This is a genomic window from Pseudomonas sp. 2(2015) (assembly GCF_000955865.1).
GTDB lineage: Bacteria > Pseudomonadota > Gammaproteobacteria > Pseudomonadales > Pseudomonadaceae > Aquipseudomonas.
This window is the reverse complement of record NZ_JYOF01000011.1, coordinates 365,576-381,369: the sequence shown is the minus strand read 5'-3', so window position 1 is coordinate 381,369 and position 15,794 is coordinate 365,576. Positions and strand designations below refer to the sequence as shown.

Annotated in this window: 19 protein-coding genes; 9 read left to right on the top strand and 10 right to left on the bottom strand. The window is 58.2% G+C overall.

The features are described 5' to 3' along the window. Position 1 precedes the first annotated feature (1 nt). The 4 genes from UB48_RS16715 to UB48_RS27365 are packed head-to-tail and all read left to right on the top strand — an operon-like array spanning position 2 to position 2,521. Positions 2–538, top strand: a complete 537-nt coding sequence (locus tag UB48_RS16715; protein WP_045199014.1) for a DUF3833 domain-containing protein — start codon at positions 2–4, stop codon at positions 536–538. Continuing rightward, a complete protein-coding gene (locus UB48_RS16710; RefSeq protein ID WP_016486281.1) occupies positions 535–840 on the top strand; it encodes a DUF6482 family protein in 306 nt (101 codons plus the stop codon). Before UB48_RS16715 ends, UB48_RS16710 begins: the two co-directional genes overlap by 4 nt. An 8-nt stretch (positions 841–848) precedes the next feature. Then, positions 849–2,375 carry a cryptochrome/photolyase family protein gene (locus UB48_RS16705; protein WP_045199009.1) on the top strand — a complete coding sequence of 509 codons (1,527 nt, stop codon included), beginning with the start codon at positions 849–851 and terminating at the stop codon, positions 2,373–2,375. Further along, positions 2,372–2,521, top strand: a complete 150-nt coding sequence (locus UB48_RS27365; protein WP_082075466.1) for a DUF2256 domain-containing protein — start codon at positions 2,372–2,374, stop codon at positions 2,519–2,521. The genes UB48_RS16705 and UB48_RS27365 overlap by 4 nt, the downstream gene beginning before the upstream one ends. Here the strand turns inward: UB48_RS27365 and UB48_RS16700 are convergent. The 7 genes from UB48_RS16700 to UB48_RS16670 all read right to left on the bottom strand — a co-directional run bounded on the left by UB48_RS16700 (position 2,492) and on the right by UB48_RS16670 (position 7,995). Continuing rightward, a complete protein-coding gene (locus UB48_RS16700; protein WP_045199007.1) occupies positions 2,492–2,980 on the bottom strand; it encodes a DUF2878 domain-containing protein in 489 nt (162 codons plus the stop codon). The two genes, UB48_RS27365 and UB48_RS16700, sit on opposite strands and share 30 nt — an antisense overlap. After that, complete coding sequence (locus tag UB48_RS16695; protein ID WP_045199005.1) at positions 2,980–4,242, bottom strand: cyclopropane-fatty-acyl-phospholipid synthase family protein; 1,263 nt, start codon at positions 4,240–4,242, stop codon at positions 2,980–2,982. The genes UB48_RS16700 and UB48_RS16695 overlap by 1 nt, the downstream gene beginning before the upstream one ends. Beyond that, entirely contained in the window at positions 4,217–5,026 is an 810-nt protein-coding gene (locus UB48_RS16690; RefSeq protein ID WP_045199003.1) for a DUF1365 domain-containing protein, read from the bottom strand. Before UB48_RS16690 ends, UB48_RS16695 begins: the two co-directional genes overlap by 26 nt. Further along, positions 5,023–6,270, bottom strand: a complete 1,248-nt coding sequence (locus UB48_RS16685) for an NAD(P)/FAD-dependent oxidoreductase (protein WP_045199001.1) — start codon at positions 6,268–6,270, stop codon at positions 5,023–5,025. The genes UB48_RS16690 and UB48_RS16685 overlap by 4 nt, the downstream gene beginning before the upstream one ends. Positions 6,271–6,273: 3 nt before the next feature. Next, a complete protein-coding gene (locus UB48_RS16680) occupies positions 6,274–7,029 on the bottom strand; it encodes an SDR family oxidoreductase (protein ID WP_045198999.1) in 756 nt (251 codons plus the stop codon). Next, the gene (locus UB48_RS16675; protein ID WP_045198996.1) at positions 7,026–7,448 is read right to left on the bottom strand and encodes a nuclear transport factor 2 family protein; all 423 of its coding nucleotides are present in this window, start codon (positions 7,446–7,448) and stop codon (positions 7,026–7,028) included. Before UB48_RS16675 ends, UB48_RS16680 begins: the two co-directional genes overlap by 4 nt. A 100-nt stretch (positions 7,449–7,548) precedes the next feature. Beyond that, positions 7,549–7,995, bottom strand: coding sequence for a PAS domain-containing protein (locus tag UB48_RS16670; protein ID WP_045198994.1), 447 nt, complete (start codon positions 7,993–7,995; stop codon positions 7,549–7,551). A gap of 153 nt (positions 7,996–8,148) precedes the next feature. Between UB48_RS16670 and UB48_RS16665 the strand changes: the two genes are divergently transcribed. The 3 genes from UB48_RS16665 (at position 8,149) to UB48_RS27360 (ending at position 10,575) form a co-directional block, all read left to right on the top strand. Continuing rightward, positions 8,149–9,036: a MerR family transcriptional regulator gene (locus UB48_RS16665; RefSeq protein WP_045198992.1), complete on the top strand. Its 888-nt coding sequence runs from the start codon at positions 8,149–8,151 to the stop codon at positions 9,034–9,036. A 231-nt stretch (positions 9,037–9,267) separates the two neighbouring features. After that, complete coding sequence (locus UB48_RS16660; protein WP_045198990.1) at positions 9,268–9,792, top strand: hypothetical protein; 525 nt, start codon at positions 9,268–9,270, stop codon at positions 9,790–9,792. Positions 9,793–10,164: 372 nt separating this feature from the next. Then, complete coding sequence (locus UB48_RS27360; RefSeq protein WP_082075465.1) at positions 10,165–10,575, top strand: antitoxin Xre-like helix-turn-helix domain-containing protein; 411 nt, start codon at positions 10,165–10,167, stop codon at positions 10,573–10,575. 101 nt (positions 10,576–10,676) lie between these two features. On the opposite strand, the gene UB48_RS27355 is transcribed toward UB48_RS27360, so the two are convergent. Further along, positions 10,677–11,969 (bottom strand): site-specific integrase, encoded by a 1,293-nt coding sequence (locus tag UB48_RS27355; protein WP_177329169.1) that lies wholly within the window; start codon positions 11,967–11,969, stop codon positions 10,677–10,679. 122 nt (positions 11,970–12,091) lie between these two features. After that, entirely contained in the window at positions 12,092–12,367 is a 276-nt protein-coding gene (locus tag UB48_RS16655; protein WP_045198989.1) for a helix-turn-helix domain-containing protein, read from the bottom strand. 91 nt (positions 12,368–12,458) lie between these two features. Here UB48_RS16655 and UB48_RS16650 point away from each other — a divergent pair, with 91 nt between their 5' ends. Beyond that, positions 12,459–12,968 carry a hypothetical protein gene (locus UB48_RS16650; RefSeq protein ID WP_045198987.1) on the top strand — a complete coding sequence of 170 codons (510 nt, stop codon included), beginning with the start codon at positions 12,459–12,461 and terminating at the stop codon, positions 12,966–12,968. Between the two features lie 348 nt (positions 12,969–13,316). Here UB48_RS16650 and UB48_RS16645 read toward each other — a convergent pair whose 3' ends face one another. Next, entirely contained in the window at positions 13,317–14,243 is a 927-nt protein-coding gene (locus UB48_RS16645; RefSeq protein ID WP_045198985.1) for a LysR substrate-binding domain-containing protein, read from the bottom strand. A 122-nt stretch (positions 14,244–14,365) separates the two neighbouring features. Between UB48_RS16645 and UB48_RS16640 the strand changes: the two genes are divergently transcribed. After that, positions 14,366–15,715, top strand: a complete 1,350-nt coding sequence (locus tag UB48_RS16640; RefSeq protein WP_052676535.1) for a serine hydrolase — start codon at positions 14,366–14,368, stop codon at positions 15,713–15,715. Positions 15,716–15,794: the final 79 nt, after the last annotated feature.

Below are 15,794 nucleotides of genomic sequence, written 5' to 3'. Positions count from 1 at the left end.
CATGTACAAAGTACTGTTGCTGGTTTCCTGCCTGCTTCTGGGCAGCTGCGGCAATGTTGGTGTCGAGCACTATGCCCAGGAGCAGCCGAAACTGGACCTGGCTGCATTTTTTTCGCGACCGGTGCAGGCCTGGGGGATGTTCCAGAAGCGTTCAGGGGAAGTGGTCAAGCGCTTCCACGTGCGTATCGACAGCCGCCGTGAAGGTGAGCGGCTGATCCTTGACGAACATTTTCTCTACAGCGATGGCACTCGCCAGCAGCGTACCTGGACACTGGTGCCGGACGGCCCTGGCCGCTGGCGCGGAACCGCGGGGGACGTGATCGGCGAGGCGCGCGGCGAAGTCGCGGGTAACGCGCTGCGATGGCGTTACCAGCTGGACCTGCCGGTTGACGGGCAGCAGTGGCAGGTAGACCTGGACGACTGGATGTACCTCATGGATGACGACACCCTGATCAACCGTTCGAGCATGAGCAAGCTGGGCGTTGAGATTGGCCAGATCACCCTGTTCTTCCGCCGCCTGCCAGAGGGCACACCATGAACCTGATCGCGCTTACCCAGCTGGTCTCGACCGGCGAAGCAAAGGAACTTGAACTGCTGTCGCTAGAGGGTGGCTTCTACCTCCTGCGCGCTTTGACCGACGCCGGCCCCGTGACATTGAGCGATGCGCATGGGCAGCCCGTTCGCGTGCGCTCCACTACCGAGCTGCGGCAGCTGTTGGCCGACCTGCCACCTGTGCCCTGCATGCTGGTACAGCAGGTGGTGCATGATGAGATGTGCGGGCAACGTGACGGCCCCATTGCGCCGCTGCGCGTACCGGTAACGCTCACCAGCCAGTGGTAGCCTGAACGATGCGCCTGGGCCTTGTGCTGGGTGACCAGCTGTCGTTCGATCTGGCGAGCCTGGCTGCCCTTGACCCCGCCCGCGATGCTGTTCTGATGGCGGAAGTGGAGGGTGAGGCTCGCTACGTGCCGCATCATCCGCTCAAGATCGTACTCATCTTCAGCGCCATGCGGCACTTTGCCCAGGCCCTGCGTGAGCGGGGTTGGCAGGTGCATTATGTCGAGCTCGATGCTGACGGCAACAGCGGCAGCATCGTTGGCGAGTTGCATCGCTGGCAACACGCCCTGGGCGCCACGCACATTCACTTGACCGAGTGCGGGGAGTGGCGCCTGGAGCAGGCTTTGCGTGATGCCGCATTGCCCCTTGTGTGGCATCGCGACACACGTTTTCTGTGCTCCCGCGAGGCCTTCGCACGCTGGGCTCATGAGCGTCGCCAGCTGCGAATGGAGCATTTCTACCGTGGCATGCGCAAACGAACCGGCCTGCTTTTGGAGCCCGACGGCAGTCCCGCAGGCGGGGCCTGGAATTTTGATAGTGATAACCGTAAGTCATTACCTCGCCAGTTGCGAGGGCCGTTCGCTGCGCATTTCCCACAGGACGGGATCACGACAGCGGTAGTTGCACTGGTACGTCGTCGCTTCAGCGACCACTACGGGGACATCGACGGCTTCGACTACCCTGTCACCCATGCCGAGGCACAGCAGCTGTGGCAGCATTTTCTGGATTTTGGCCTGGCGGCTTTTGGCGACTTCCAGGATGCAATGGCCGAGGGCGAGCCGTACCTGTTTCATGCGCGCATCAGTGCGGCGCTCAATATCGGGCTTTTGGATGTGAGAGGTTTGTGTGAGGAGGTCGACAAGGCCTGGCGCGAGGGGCGGGTACCGCTCAATGCAGCTGAGGGCTTCATTCGCCAGTTGATCGGCTGGCGCGAGTATGTGCGCGGTATCTACTGGCTGCGAATGCCGGAGTATGCCGGGCTCAATCACCTGGGCAACGACCGAGCGTTACCTGAATTCTATTGGACCGGGCGCACCCGTATGCGCTGCATGGAGCAAGCCATCGGGCAGACCCTGCGGTTGGGCTACGCGCACCATATCCAGCGGCTGATGGTGACCGGCAACTTCGCCTTGCTGGCCGGTATCGCGCCCACCGCGATTTGCGAGTGGTACCTGGCGGTCTATATGGATGCCTTCGACTGGGTCGAGCTGCCCAACACACTTGGCATGGTGATGCACGCCGACGGCGGCTACCTGGGGTCCAAGCCATACTGCGCCAGTGGTCGTTACATCCAGCGCATGTCCAATCATTGCAAGGCTTGCAGTTACAAGGTCGATCATGTGATCGAGGACGATGGCTGCCCGTTCAATGCCCTGTACTGGCATTTTCTCATCCGCCATCGCCCCCTGCTGTCGACGAACCCGCGTTTGGCTCTGGTCTATCGCAGCCTCGATGGCATGACGGCTAGCCGGCGCGACGCCGTGTGGCAGCGTGGCCAGGCACTGTTGGCGCAGCTCGATGCGCAGCAGGCGTTATGAAAAAGAGCCTTTTGCCCAGCAAGGTCTGCGTGGTGTGTGGTCGGCCGTTCAACTGGCGTAAGCGCTGGGCTCGCTGTTGGGAGCAGGTGCGCTACTGCTCCGAGCGATGCCGCAGGTCAGCGCCGCGCTGCGAGGCGCGCGAGTAGTGGCAGGGCCAAGGCCCAAATCGGCATCAGTAGCAGGCCGGTTTGCAGCGCGCCAAGCGGCAGGGCGACATCCGCAAACCTTGCGCCGCCTACGTAGGCCAAGGGGCCACCCAGTGCGCCCAGCAGCCCACCGAGCTGCCAGTGCCTGCCGGCCCATGCCAGGCTGTGTCGCATGCCGCTGGCCAGCACCAGCCACAGCAGCGTCAGCCACAGTGGCAGCGGCCAGGCGTCGAAACCGAACATCCCCAGTGCCCCCAGCGCGCTATCGAGCACACACCCGGCCAAGGTGACGCGCAACAGCGCCTTGACCTCGGCGTTAACATCCGGGCACAGGCGCAAGTGCACCACTACACCTGCAATCACCAGCAGCAATAGCCAGGGGCGTTCGGCGCCCAGCACGCAGATCCACCAGCCAGCCTGTAACCAGACGGCATTGGCGAGCAGCCAGCGCCCGGGCATCAGGCACCGTAAGGCAATGGGGCGCGCCGTGCCAGTGGCGCTGCCCACAGCAGGTGCGCAACGCCGATGGTGCGCTCCTCGAAACCGCCCTGGCAGTAACACAGGTAGAACTCCCACAGGCGCTGGAACATGTCGTCGTAGCCCAGGTCCGTCAGTGCTGTGCGCGCCTGGCGCAGGTTTGCACGCCAGTGCTGCAGGGTGTGGGCATAGTCCCGGCCGAAGTCTTCCATGTGCACGAGGTTGAGTGCGGTATGCCGGGTGGCGGTGTCGAGCAATACGCTCAGCGAAGGCAGGGCGCCACCGGGGAAAATGTAGCGCTGGATGAAGTCGACCGAGCTCCGCGCTTGGGCGTAGCGCTGGTCGCGGATGGTGATCGCCTGCAGCAGCATCAGGCCGTCGGGCTTGAGTAGCGAGGCACACTGGCGGAAATACACGGGCAGGTAACGATGGCCGACTGCCTCGATCATTTCGATCGAAACCAGTTTGTCGAAGGTGCCTTGAAGGTCGCGGTAGTCTTCGCGAAGTACCTTGACGCGCTGCTCCAGCCCGAGGTCCTGAACGCGCGCCAGGGTATGGCTGTACTGCGCCTCGGAGAGCGTCGTGGTGGTGACCCTGCAGCCGTATCGGGTGGCTGCGTGGATCGCCAGGCTGCCCCAGCCGCTGCCAATTTCAAGCAGGTGATCGTCAGGATGCAGTTCAAGCTTCTGGCAGATGCGCTCCAGCTTGTGCAACTGGGCTTGCTCCAGTGTTTGCCCAGGGTGTTCGAATTGGGCCGCCGAATACATCATGGTGGGGTCCAGCAGCCGCTCGAACAGGGCATTGCCCAAGTCGTAATGGGCCAGAATATTGCGCCGGGCACCGCGTTTGTTGTTGCGGTTGAAGCGGTGCAGAAGCCGCAGGGCGGGGCGGCCGAAACGGGCCAGGCCACCCTCGAGCGCGTCGAGCACTTCAAGGTTGGCGACGAACAGGCGGGTCACCAGCGCCAGGTCGGGGCTTCGCCAATAGCCGTGAATGTAGGCCTCGCCAGCCCCGATCGAGCCATTGCCTGCGATCAGGCTCCAAGAGGCTTCATCAAGGATCTCCACCTCGGCCTGCAACGGGCTGTCGCCATCACCGAAACTCCACTGCTGCCCGTGGCAGAGCAGACGTAGGTGGCCGTGGCGCAGCTTGCCCAGCTGGGCGAGTACGGCGCTTCGTGCCAGCCCGCCGAGCAGGGGCGCAAGGCCTGCGAACTTGCTAACGCTCACTGTGGGATTTGACATCATCAGGGTCCTCGCAAGGTTGGCCCAGCGCCAGGTCATTCAGGCTGGTGGTGTGGTCATGCACGGGCGTGCGTTTGAGTAAAAGGCGTAGCGCTTGCCAGTAGATGGCCGAGACAGTGCGCAGGCTCATCCATGGGAAGGTCATCACATATCGACGCAGCGCGGTTCCGTCCAGTGGTTGACGGTGCAGGGCGAGGTCGGCCTCAAACACCTTGCGGCCGTCTTGCCAGTTCTGCATGTGGATGCGTACGTGGTCCGCGCTCATGGAAAAGCGCAAGTGATAGTCCATGTTCAGTTGCATGAACGGCGAAACATGGAAAGCCTTGGCCACGGTGAAGGGCATGCCAAGGTTGTCTTGCACCGGTAGCACGTAATGAAAGCGCTCGCGCCACGGGGTATTGCGTACCTCCATCAGGATCGCCGTCAGGAACCCGTCGCGGTCATGGCAGAAATAGAAGCTCACCGGGTTGAACGACACCCCCCAGCAACGCAGCTGCGTGAGCAGCCGCACCGGGCCTTCGGGCATATGCCCCGTGGCCTGCCCGACGAGCAACCGTGCGGCCTGTGCCAGGGCTACGCCGTTCCGGGTCTGCGCTGGCAGGTAGTCGGCCTCGCGCCAGCACAGCGGCGCGAGGCGCCAGCGTCCCAGCCAGCGTGACAGGCCCATCAGCCAGGCTTGCTCGTCTAGGTCCAGGTAAAACATGCCAATCCGGTAGCGGAAAGCATGGCGCCGCGGGGTCAGCCGACGGTGACTGATCCAGCCCATACAAAGGCTGCTATTCACAATTGCTCTCCGAAGTGTGCAGCCACCTTCAGTGCGCTGACCACCCCGTCCTCATGAAAGCCGTTGCCCCAGTAGGCGCCACAAAAGTAACTGTGCTGCTGACCCTGCAGCTGTGCCTGGCAAGCCTGTGCGTCGGACGCGGCAATGCTGTACTGAGGATGGGCATACTGGAAGCGTGCGATCACTTGCGCCGGGTCTATCAGTGCGGTCTGGTTGAGGCTCACGCAGAAGGTTGTCGATGCCTGGATTCCTTGCAGGATGTTCATGTTGTAGGTCAGCGCGGCGGGGGCCTTCTCTGGGCCGCCCAGGCGGTAGTTCCAGCTGGCCCAGGCGTTCCTGCGGCGAGGCAGCAGGCGGGTATCGGTGTGCAGCACCACGTCGTTGCTGGCGTAGCCGATGGCGCCGAGCACGGTGCGCTCCTGCATGCTTGGGGTTTCCAACAGCGCCAAAGCTTGGTCGCTGTGGCAGGCGAACACTACATTGTCGAAGCGTTCCGTGCCGGCCGTGCTCACCAGGGTCACGCCACCCTCATCGCGGCTTACCCGGGATACCTTGCAGTTGAGGCGGATGCGTTCGGCAAACGGTCGGCACAGCGGCGCGACATAGCTGCGTGAACCGCCTTCAACCACCCGCCACTGGGGACGTTGGTTGACCGACAACAAGCCGTGGTTGCGACAGAAGCGCACGAAGAACTCAAGGGGGAAATGGAGCATGTCGGCGCGGGACATCGACCAGATCGCCGACCCCATCGGCACGATGTAGTGATTGATGAACCGCTGCCCGTAGCGCCGTGTCCTAAGGTAGGTGCCCAGGGTGGTGTGGGCATCGATACGCTGGTTGTCCAGGTCGGCCAGTGCCTGACGGTTGAAACGCAGAATATCCCGTATCATGCCCCAGAAACCTGGGGACACCAGGTTGCGGCGTTGGGCAAACAGCGTGTTCAGATCGTGACCGTTGTATTCCAGGCCAGTGATCGGATCATGCACGGAAAAACTCATTTCGGTCGACTGCGAGGCGACCTTGAGCTGGTCGAGCAAGCGAACGAAGTTGGGGTAGGTCCAGTCGTTGAAAACGATAAAGCCGGTATCTATTGCATGGCGCTGGCCCTTCCAGACCACATCGAGGGTGTGCGTGTGCCCTCCGATCCATTGCTCGGCCTCGAAAACCGTTACTTCATGCTTGCGTGATAGCAGATGGGCGCAGGTCAGCCCCGCGATGCCACTGCCGATGATTGCGATACGCATGGATCATGATTCCTGTTCATGACGGGCGAGGCGTTGGCCGAGTGCCAAACGCAGGCGCGCGGGTAGCGCCCCTAACAGGCGCAACACCAAGGTAAAGAGGCCGGGAAAGTTAATTTCCAGGGGGCGCCGGGGCAGGCGCGTGGCGATATGCCGCGCTGCACGCTGCGCAGTCCACAGCTGCGGCATGGGGAAATCGTTGCGACGGGTAAGCGGCGTGTCGACGAAGCCAGGGCTGACCAGGGTGACCGCGATACCCTCGCGAGCCAGGTCTATTCGCTGTGACTCCACCAGATAGCGCACTGCGGCTTTGGAAGCACCATAGGCGCCGGCGCGGGGCAGTGCCAGCCAAGTTACAGAACTGCCCATTACCACCAAGTGGGGGCGCTGGCCGGCGCGAAGCAAGGGCAGCGCCGCCGCCAGGCAGTAGCTGACACCCAGCAGGTTTGTGCGCATTACACGCTCGACCAATGCTGGATCGAAACGCCCCGGCTCCAGGTATTCGCAGGTGCCTGCATTGAGAATGGCCATGTCCAGCCCTCCCCAGGCCTGCTCGATCTGTGCGGCGATCCCGGCGACCTGCTCCGGGTTGTCAAGATCGCCGATGGCCAGTAATACCTGCCCCGGAAACTTGTCGGCCAGAGGGGCAAGGCGATCGGCATGGCGCCCGCCCAAGGCAACCTGATGGCCTTGCTCCAGGAGGATGTGTGCGAGTGCGGCACCGATACCGCTGCTGGCGCCGGTCAACCAGCAGCGGCTCATGCCAGTCTGCCTTTGAGCCAGCGGATTGCACCACCCATCAGGGGGAGGTGTTCATAAAGCAGGGCACCGGCGTCAAAATAGTCCTGGTGAAAATGCACGCGGTCGCGCCAATGCAAGCAGCTACACCCTTGCAACGTGATCGGCTGACCCCGTGCCAGGCGTGGGTGGCAAAACTGCAGTGTCCAGCGCAGGTAGCCTTGCCCAGGCCTTACCTCGTCGGCGCTAGTGATGGCATAGCGGATATCGCTGGCGTTGGCGTACAACTGCTCGAAGTAGGCCCTCAGGGCCGGCAGCCCCTGTATTTGATGCAGGGGATCACGAAAGGTGACCTCTTCGCTGTACAGTTTTTCCAGCGTGTCGAGGTTGGCCCGATTAAGGCCAGCGAAGCGCTCGGCGAATTGCTCTAGGTAGGCTGACATGCTGGGCTCCAGGCAAACCTGTACAAAATTTTTTTGTTGTATAAGTATAGCTGAAATCCTGGCATTAATCTATACAAGAGGATGATCTTGTATAGTTTTTTCAGCGCTCGGGCTGTTCCAGGCGCCGTCGCAATTGAGCCACTTCAGCCTCTAGCTCGCGTACCTTTTCCTCAGCGAAAATCTGTGCTGAGACGTCGCGCTGGATGCCGATGTAGTACGTCAACTGGTCCGCCTCGTTGCGCACGGGCGTGATCGACAACTCATTCCAGAACAAGCTTCCGTCCTTGCGATAGTTACGCAGCACCTGCCGGCAGGGGCGGCCTTCGCGGATCGCCTCGCGGATGGTTGCCAGGCCCTCCTGGTCATGAGCCTCGCCCTGAAGAAAACGGCAGTCCTGATAGAGGATATCGTCGGCGCAATAGCCGGTCAGGCGCTCGAAGGCGGGGTTGACGTAGATAAGGATACTGTCATTACCTTCCTGCTCGGCGACGACGATACCATCGTTCGAATGCTCGACCATCAGTTGCAGGAGTTTCGCGTTGATCATAGGGCCCACCTACAGCGTTTCGTATGCGATATGCGCAGCGTAGCTTCTGTGCAGAAGGTTTCGGCGCCGTTTGTTGCATGATGGACCAAGGAGGCTCGCCGCAGAAGGTGCATATGGGTTTAGAATGGTTTACCACTCGGATATTCCCTCGTTATGACTGACGCCACCCCACCCAATTTGCTACCTATGCGCGATGTCGTCAGCATGACCGGCATCAACCCGGTGACCCTACGTGCCTGGGAGCGGCGCCATGGGTTGCTACGTCCGCAGCGCACCGAGGGCGGCCATCGCCTGTACACGGTGGGTGATGTCCAGCGCATACGCGACATCTTGCGCTGGACGGCAAACGGCCTGTCCGTCAGTAAGGTCGGCGATCTGCTCGCGGCGCAGCCTGAGGCGTCTGCGCAGCAGCATTCGGCCTTTAACGATTGGCGCGCGGCCGTGGTGCGCGCAACCAAGGCATTCGATGGGCCGGCACTGGAGGGGATCCATGGTCAGTTGTTCACTCTCTTGCCGAAGGCCACCGTGCTGCGTGAAGTGCTGATGCCGGTTTGGCATGATCTGGCTTCAGGTACAGCGCCAGGCCAGCGTAGCCAGTGGTTGTTTCTCGACACGTTCCTGCGCGCCCGCTTGCTGTTGCGTCTGCAGGTGAACCAGGTCGATGCGCCGCAGGTTTTGCTAGCCGGTAGCGAGGGGCAAGCCGAACTCAGTGTGTTGTGCGCCGGGCTACTCTTGAGCAGCGAGTTACACCGTATCGACGTGCTCGGTTGCGGGCAGCCACTTGAAGAGCTCCCCATCGTGTGTGCGGCCATGCAGCCTGCGGCACTGGTGATAAAAGTCAAGGCGCCGGTGAGCCCCACCTTGGCTAAGCGCTTGCGGTCGTTGCAGATGGAAATTGCGTGCCCGCTGGCCTTGATAGGCGAGGGGCTGGCCGATTCGCAACCCACCTTGAACGGAATTCCGCTATGCCTGCTGGACGAGGGAGGCGCTGACGCCGCGCGCATGCTGAACGCCTTGCACAGCGGTGCTCTTGACGTTTGACCGAAGGGCTCGCCCCTTTCCCGTCATGTCTGAACCTCGCCACTGTCGACAATCAGCCCGAGCGCTTCGACGGCCAAATGCTCTGCCGATTGACGCGACGCCATGTACCTAAGTCGCACGGAACACTGTATAGAAGCCCCAGTGCTCTGCTCGTCGCGCGCGCTTGTAGAGCCTTTGAGCATCCGATAACGTTGTTGATTACTGGACACTAGTTTTCTCAGAGATCCCGCCATGACTCTTTCGGCTGTTCTTTCCGATGTGCTCTCGGAGCGACTAACTCGCACGGCAGACAATGCCGCGCTTTATACCGCTCTTACGGGAGCCGACGGGATGCGTGTGATTGGTGAGCAGCTGGAGTATAGCGCTGAGACTGGATACCGATTGATCCGTGTTGACCGTCATTTGAATTCGATTGACGGCGATGAGTTCGAGATCGCACTGGTCGACGATGCCCAATCATCAGTCGCGTACTACATCAAGGTCACGCTAGCGCTCAGTCCGCAACCCACTAATAGAAACACAGCGTACTATCGGGTTTGGCGATCGGCAAGCCATCGTCACTCCTTGGCGCTTCGCGATATCTCGCAGAAGGTGCTCTTTGGATACATTGCGCAGCACTACGACATTTTTCTTACGGAAGGAGACGTATCTGGAGGTGGTAGATTCTATTGGCACCGCCAGATTTCTCGTGCGATTGAGGGGGGGGCTACGTGTCAATCTATGACCAAACAGCACAAGCCTTTCGACCGGTTTTAACGCAGCGCGCGCTGAGTGATATACAAGACCAAACATGGTCGACTGCCGACCACGAGCCACTGATTGCGCTCGTTTCGACCGTTCCTCTGAGCAGTCAGTAGTCCAAAAAGCTCATATGGAGGTCTAGTCCGGTCTGCTTCCTAGCTACCGTAGCAGGCAACGCCTCTACGCTATAGGCGGGCCGAACCGGCGATTAGGTTGCCATGATACTTGCCACTACCGTTCGAGCAGCTAACAATTTCAGTGAGGTAAGCGCCCAAAAGAGATGTCAATTAATGCTGTTTAGAGATCGTGGCGGACGGTCTCTCTTAGATCGGAAGCTGAAACATCACTACAGATGTGCCTTGAGAGAACAATCGGAAGGTGGAGCCAATGCAAATACCAAAACAACCAGCGCTTTCGTCTATCAAGACTGCAGTGGGCTTGAAGGTGGCCTTGCACATTTTGCATGGTTGGCAGGCGACGATTACTCAAATCTGCTCAATTCTGCGGATCTCTTCCGCAACTTACCGGCGAGCAGTGCGAGCGCCGGCATCTCCGCGAAAGCTGGATCAAGATCAACAACAGCGGATCAGCCTCGTACTTAATATCCATGCCTCACTGCGCAGCGTATTCGACAATCCCGCTAACGTTTGCGGATTTCCAGGATCGCGTAACAATAATGCTTTTTTTGATGGTCGGTCTCCATTGGAGGTCATGGCGCAGGGCACCATGATTTCGCTTTATGAAACGTACAAACGTATCCACCAACTGGAATTACGTATAGAAGCTCAGAGTTCATGAGTGCGTGATTTGCGTCAAGTTCGAACTCTATTTATTTTGAACAAAAGCCATAAGCCCGGAAAACGAAACATTCGCACGCGAGTTTTATTGGCAATGAGTAGTCATTTACGCACCTTGAGGCGTTTAGCTGAAAAAGCTCGCTGCTCATCTAAACTATTGTAGTAGATATTCTGTGTAGTACTTAAGCTGTTATGTCTTAGGTCGGCCTGCAGATCTTTCATGTCTCTGTATGGCGCATCGAAAGTAGCTGATGTGTGTCGAAGCCAATGGAGTGAGGCCGAACGAAGAGCATCGATTTCATCATCAGTCCACGCCTCGTTCTGCATCCGCTGCAAAGCTCGGTCAAATACATCCTGAATTAATTTTCGGATGTGCCGATCTGACAAGCCGCCTCGACCTTTGAGGGTGCTAATCACCGGTGTCTTTTCCTGAGCAGAGGGCAGGGGAGGCAGTCCTAAATATTTGCGGTAGCGAATCAAGTAGTCGCTTATATAGTCATCGCGGACACTAATTTTTGCAGCCTTATTGCCTTTCCCTACGACATGAAACCACCAATTACCTAAAGAATCTCTGCGAAAGTCACCCATTGTAGGACGCCAGTTTTCGCGACCGACTAAGTCAGACACGCGCAAGTACATCGAAAAGACTGTCGCAACTATAAAAAGGGTGCGTTCATGAGCTAAATCTTCAGCGGCCATCTGCTCGGCACAATCTATAACAAAGCTCCACTGTAGCTCCGAAAGCGAACGAGCACTAGCATCCAGAGTATTACGCTGCTTATATACCGACTTCTGCTTGATGGCTCGAAATGGGTTGGACTCAGTAAATCCTTCATCCATAGCGTGCTGAAAAAAACTGCCACATACCGCGAATACTTGGGCTACAGAACCTTGCGCCATTTGGTAGGGGCGGTCGCGTAGATCTGCGGAATTTTCGGAAGAAATTTTCCGCTCGCGTTTGGGAATAGTGTTACTAAACGGACGCCATTTATCATTTATCACATACTCATCCGAATCAAGACGTTTCCTTCCCCCAAGCCTTACAAACCTCGACTTCACGACTGGGCCGACCCAAGAAGCAGGGGGTTGTAAGCAAAATTCCATAAATTTCTCAGCGTCCGAGCGCCTGAGATCTATTATTGGTTTTTGGGCTAAAAGTAGAGACCATAATAAAAGTCGCTCCGCATGAGTGCGAAACGAAATAAAAGTGGATTCGTTGCCAGCGTAAGATTTCAAGAAGCTTCGAACAATGAGGTAGCTGTCTATAGCACCGCGCTCCGGCGCGAATTGTCTTAGATAGTCAAGGACTACAGGACGTTCCGCGCTAATCCCTAAGAAATTGAGTTCAGTGAACCGGGAGAAGGTGTCGAACAAGGGGATGGGAGCCAATCTCATATTTTCACGGTACCGATCGTAGGCGACCGGTGAGGATGCCTCGAAATGGCTTGCAGTGCAATATCCAGGTCTAGCCGTTATCGGATATTACATGGGCGCGGAACCCTATCCAGGATCAATCTTCAAGACTGTCCCAGGTCTTTGCGCACCCGGGCGAAGAGCACCTCAATATCTGTTTCCTTTCCTGTTAGCAGAAAGACCTCAGTGAGTAGGCTGAGAGGGTGAACGTCCATGCGAACTGCGAGCTCCACCAGTTTCTCAAGGGTAGGGCTTTTAAGGCCTCGCTCAAGGGTGCTTACGTAGGTACGGCTACTGACTTCTCCCAGATCTTCTTGGGTGAACCCGCGGCTGGTTCGGATGCTACGCAGCGCTTGGGCGAGGGCTTGCTTGAGTTCCATTTGCGTTTCTTATCCACAAAAGGAAGGATGAAGCCTTGTTGAGCCCTATAGGGCTACAATCTATAGTGTTCATTTCTCAAGGAGGCATACTATGGCCGGGCTACGTGTAACCCTCGACACATTCTCCGAGGTTCTGGATGCTGACCCATGCACACCTTTTTTTGTCGCGTGCGTGCTGAATCTATACGCGCACGACGAGGTGCTCGGCGTTCAAATATTAAAAAATGGACAGAACGTCCTCGGCTTCCTCCATGAGCTAGATGACCCTTCGGCAACGCTTGCTGTTGTTGGTCTGCAAATGGCGGTTCCTCCGTGTATGACAAAGACTAACCGTTGGGAACTCGAAGCTATACTAGATTTTCAAACAGCCACGATTATCCGTCAGGATGACGAGCTGAGTGGTTATGCATACCGAACTATTTCCGGACGACTATTTTCGGATGAGTATGAGCTGAACGTCACGCAACTAGCAAATGCAAGGACCATCTATGCAGCGTCCAATGCGAATGGGCATGACGTAGAACTTAGCAAGTTTCAGATGTGGCTGTCAGCTGTTTTGGAAGGCTTAATTAACGAGGCATATACTATGAAAACTGATTGAAATGTCACCAATGAAAACTAATTTTAACGCTGCTTTTGCCGCTCTTAGTGCATGAGCTTTAGTAAGCGCCTAGCCTGGCCATCGGGTCCAAAGGCAGAGGCGTGGGGCTACGGATGGAGCCACGCTGACCGGGTTCCGAGCAGTCCAGCGTTCTTTTTCGTGTGTTAGAAAAGCAGGGGGGGGGGGCCGGGTTCGATAGCCTCACAGCAGATAGCCTTATCAGCAGGTCCCTAGGCGCTTTCCGTCCACCAGAACGCTCACCTCCACCCACTTAGTACATTTTCACATGGTACCAATATTAGTCATTTAGTTGAGTTATATTTTTGCGCTATAAAAAGAGCGGGGCAGTCATGCCCCCCTAGACTCAAGCGTGCTTATCGCCGCCTGTGGAAACTCCTCGCGCAAGGCCTGGTTCAACCATTGGATAAACCAGCGGGCATCGTCTGACAACGGCTGTTGCGGTGTCAGCACTTGATAGCTTTCAAGTGCAACTTGCGCATCGGTACAGCGCACCAGCGAGCCGTCTGCCAGTTCATGCTTGACCAGCACTTCGGTGGCCAGGGCAATCCCATGCCCACGCCGGGCCAGGTTCAAGGCAATGTCGTTGCTCATGTGCGAGGTATTCGACCTGACCTTGAGCGGTAACTGTTGCGCCGCAAACCAGCTGTTCCACCAGGTGCCGTCGTCGACGTGAATCAGCTCGCAGTTCGGCAAGTCCTGCACCTGCAGGGCTTTATTCGGCAATTTTGCCAGATACGTCGGCGAACAGACCGGGAAAACCGGCGGTTTGATCATCCTCAGAAACACCCCTGAATGCTCACCCGGCAGGCCAAAACCGATGCCCAGGTCAGCCTGGCGGGCGTCAACCGAAGTGAACGAGGCATTGGGTTCGATGGCCAGCTTCAGGCCCGGGCGCAGGCTGCGCACTGCCTCGACATGCGGCGTCAACCAACGCGAAGCGAACGCCGGCACGCACAGAATGCGCAGCCAGCGCTCCTGCTGGCGACTTGCAACCCGCGAGCCGGCATCGGCCAGAATCTTCAGGGCCTGGGTCGCGGCCCGGTGAAACTCAAGCCCGGCCGCGGTCAGCGTAACGCCGCGGGGCGTACGCTCGAGCAGTTGCACGCCCAGCCAGTCCTCAAGGTTTTTCACGTGGCGGCCAATGGCCGGCTGGGTCACGTGCAGCGCCCGCGAAGCGGCTACGTAACTGCCCAGGCGCGCAGCCGCCTCGAAGGCACGAATAGCATTGAGCGGAGGCAGACGGTCGCTGGGCATGGCGTTCACTGTTGTTAGTTTTTGTAATATCGACCCGGACTTTATTGTTCTTTTATCGCTCCGGCAAGTTGATAAGCTCGAAATCGACTGGCGCAATTTCACTGGATGTCGAGGAAGTACCGATGTTACGCAGAACAATAAAAAAACAATCCACCCAGGTTTTTTCGCTGTTGGCATTGAGCATTGCCGCACTGGGCTTGACCCATAGCGGTATCAGCCTGGCTAGCGACCAAGGCGTACACTGTGGCGTTCCAGGGCTCAGCGTTTGCCCGCAACCCTTTGATAAAACGCTGCCCGACCCGCACAACATGCTGACCTGGGACCAGGCCACACGGGTAGTGGGTTTTCGTAATACCTACCGCCTGTACGAAGGCGATGTATTCAGCACCCAGGGCGCCAAACCATCGCCATTAATGCCGGCCAGCAGCCCATTGCCAGCCATTGACTATGCAATGAAAGGCAAGCATTACAGCATCGATAACTACATCGCCAACCAGAGCGTCACCGGCCTGTTGATCCTCAAGGACGGCAAGATTGCCTACGAGTACTACGGCAAGGGCAACAGCGAAAACACCCTGTGGACCTCGCGCTCAGTGGCCAAATCAGTCGTCAGCGTGCTGGTGGGCGTGGCTATAAAGGAAGGCAAGATCAACTCGGTTGACGACAAGATCACCCGGTACATCCCTGAACTCAAAGGCACGGCCTGGCAAGAGGTGACCTTGCACCAATTGCTGCAGCACACCTCGGGCGTGGTCTGGGATGAAAACTACGCATCACCTGACTCCGATTTCTCCCACATGACCCAGTGCGAAGCCAAGCCTGCGCCATATGACTGCGTGCTCAACCTGGTCAAATCGGTGAAACGCAAACCCGGGGTCAAACCGGGCGAAGTCTGGTCCTACAACACCGGCGGCGCCTGGCTGGTGGGCCGCGTGCTGGAAAACGCCACCGGCATGACCCTGGCCAAATACCTCGAAAGTCGAATCTGGAGCCGCTACGGCATGCAGCAGGATGGCGTCTGGCATGCCTTGGTCAAAGACAAAGTCGACATGGGCGGCCACGGCTTCAACGCAGCGTTGCGTGACTGGGGCCGCTTTGGCCAGTTTGTGCTCAGCGGCGGTCAGTTACCATCGGGCGAGAAGATTCTGCCGGATGACTGGATTGCACGTTCGACACACTGGACGACAGCCAAAGGCTCGGTCACGCCATCGGCACCGAACGGACAGTACGGCTATCAATGGTGGTACTCGGCGCCGGCACCTGATGCCAATGCCGAACCCAAGAAAACCGCCACCAGCGAACAAACGTTCTGGGCGCTTGGGATTTACGGCCAGACCATTGCAATCAACCCGGCGGAGAAACTGGTCATGGTGCAGTGGTCGACCTGGCAGAACGCAGAGACGCCGAGCGCGCTGTATGACGAGCAGGCGCTGTTTGTGAATGCGGTGAGTGAAGCGCTGCACGGCAAGTAACGGTGTAAGGCTGAAAACGGGTGGTGCCTGGGTTGAAATCTGGCCTGGCACTGCCCGTGGGCTGCTATAGATGACTACG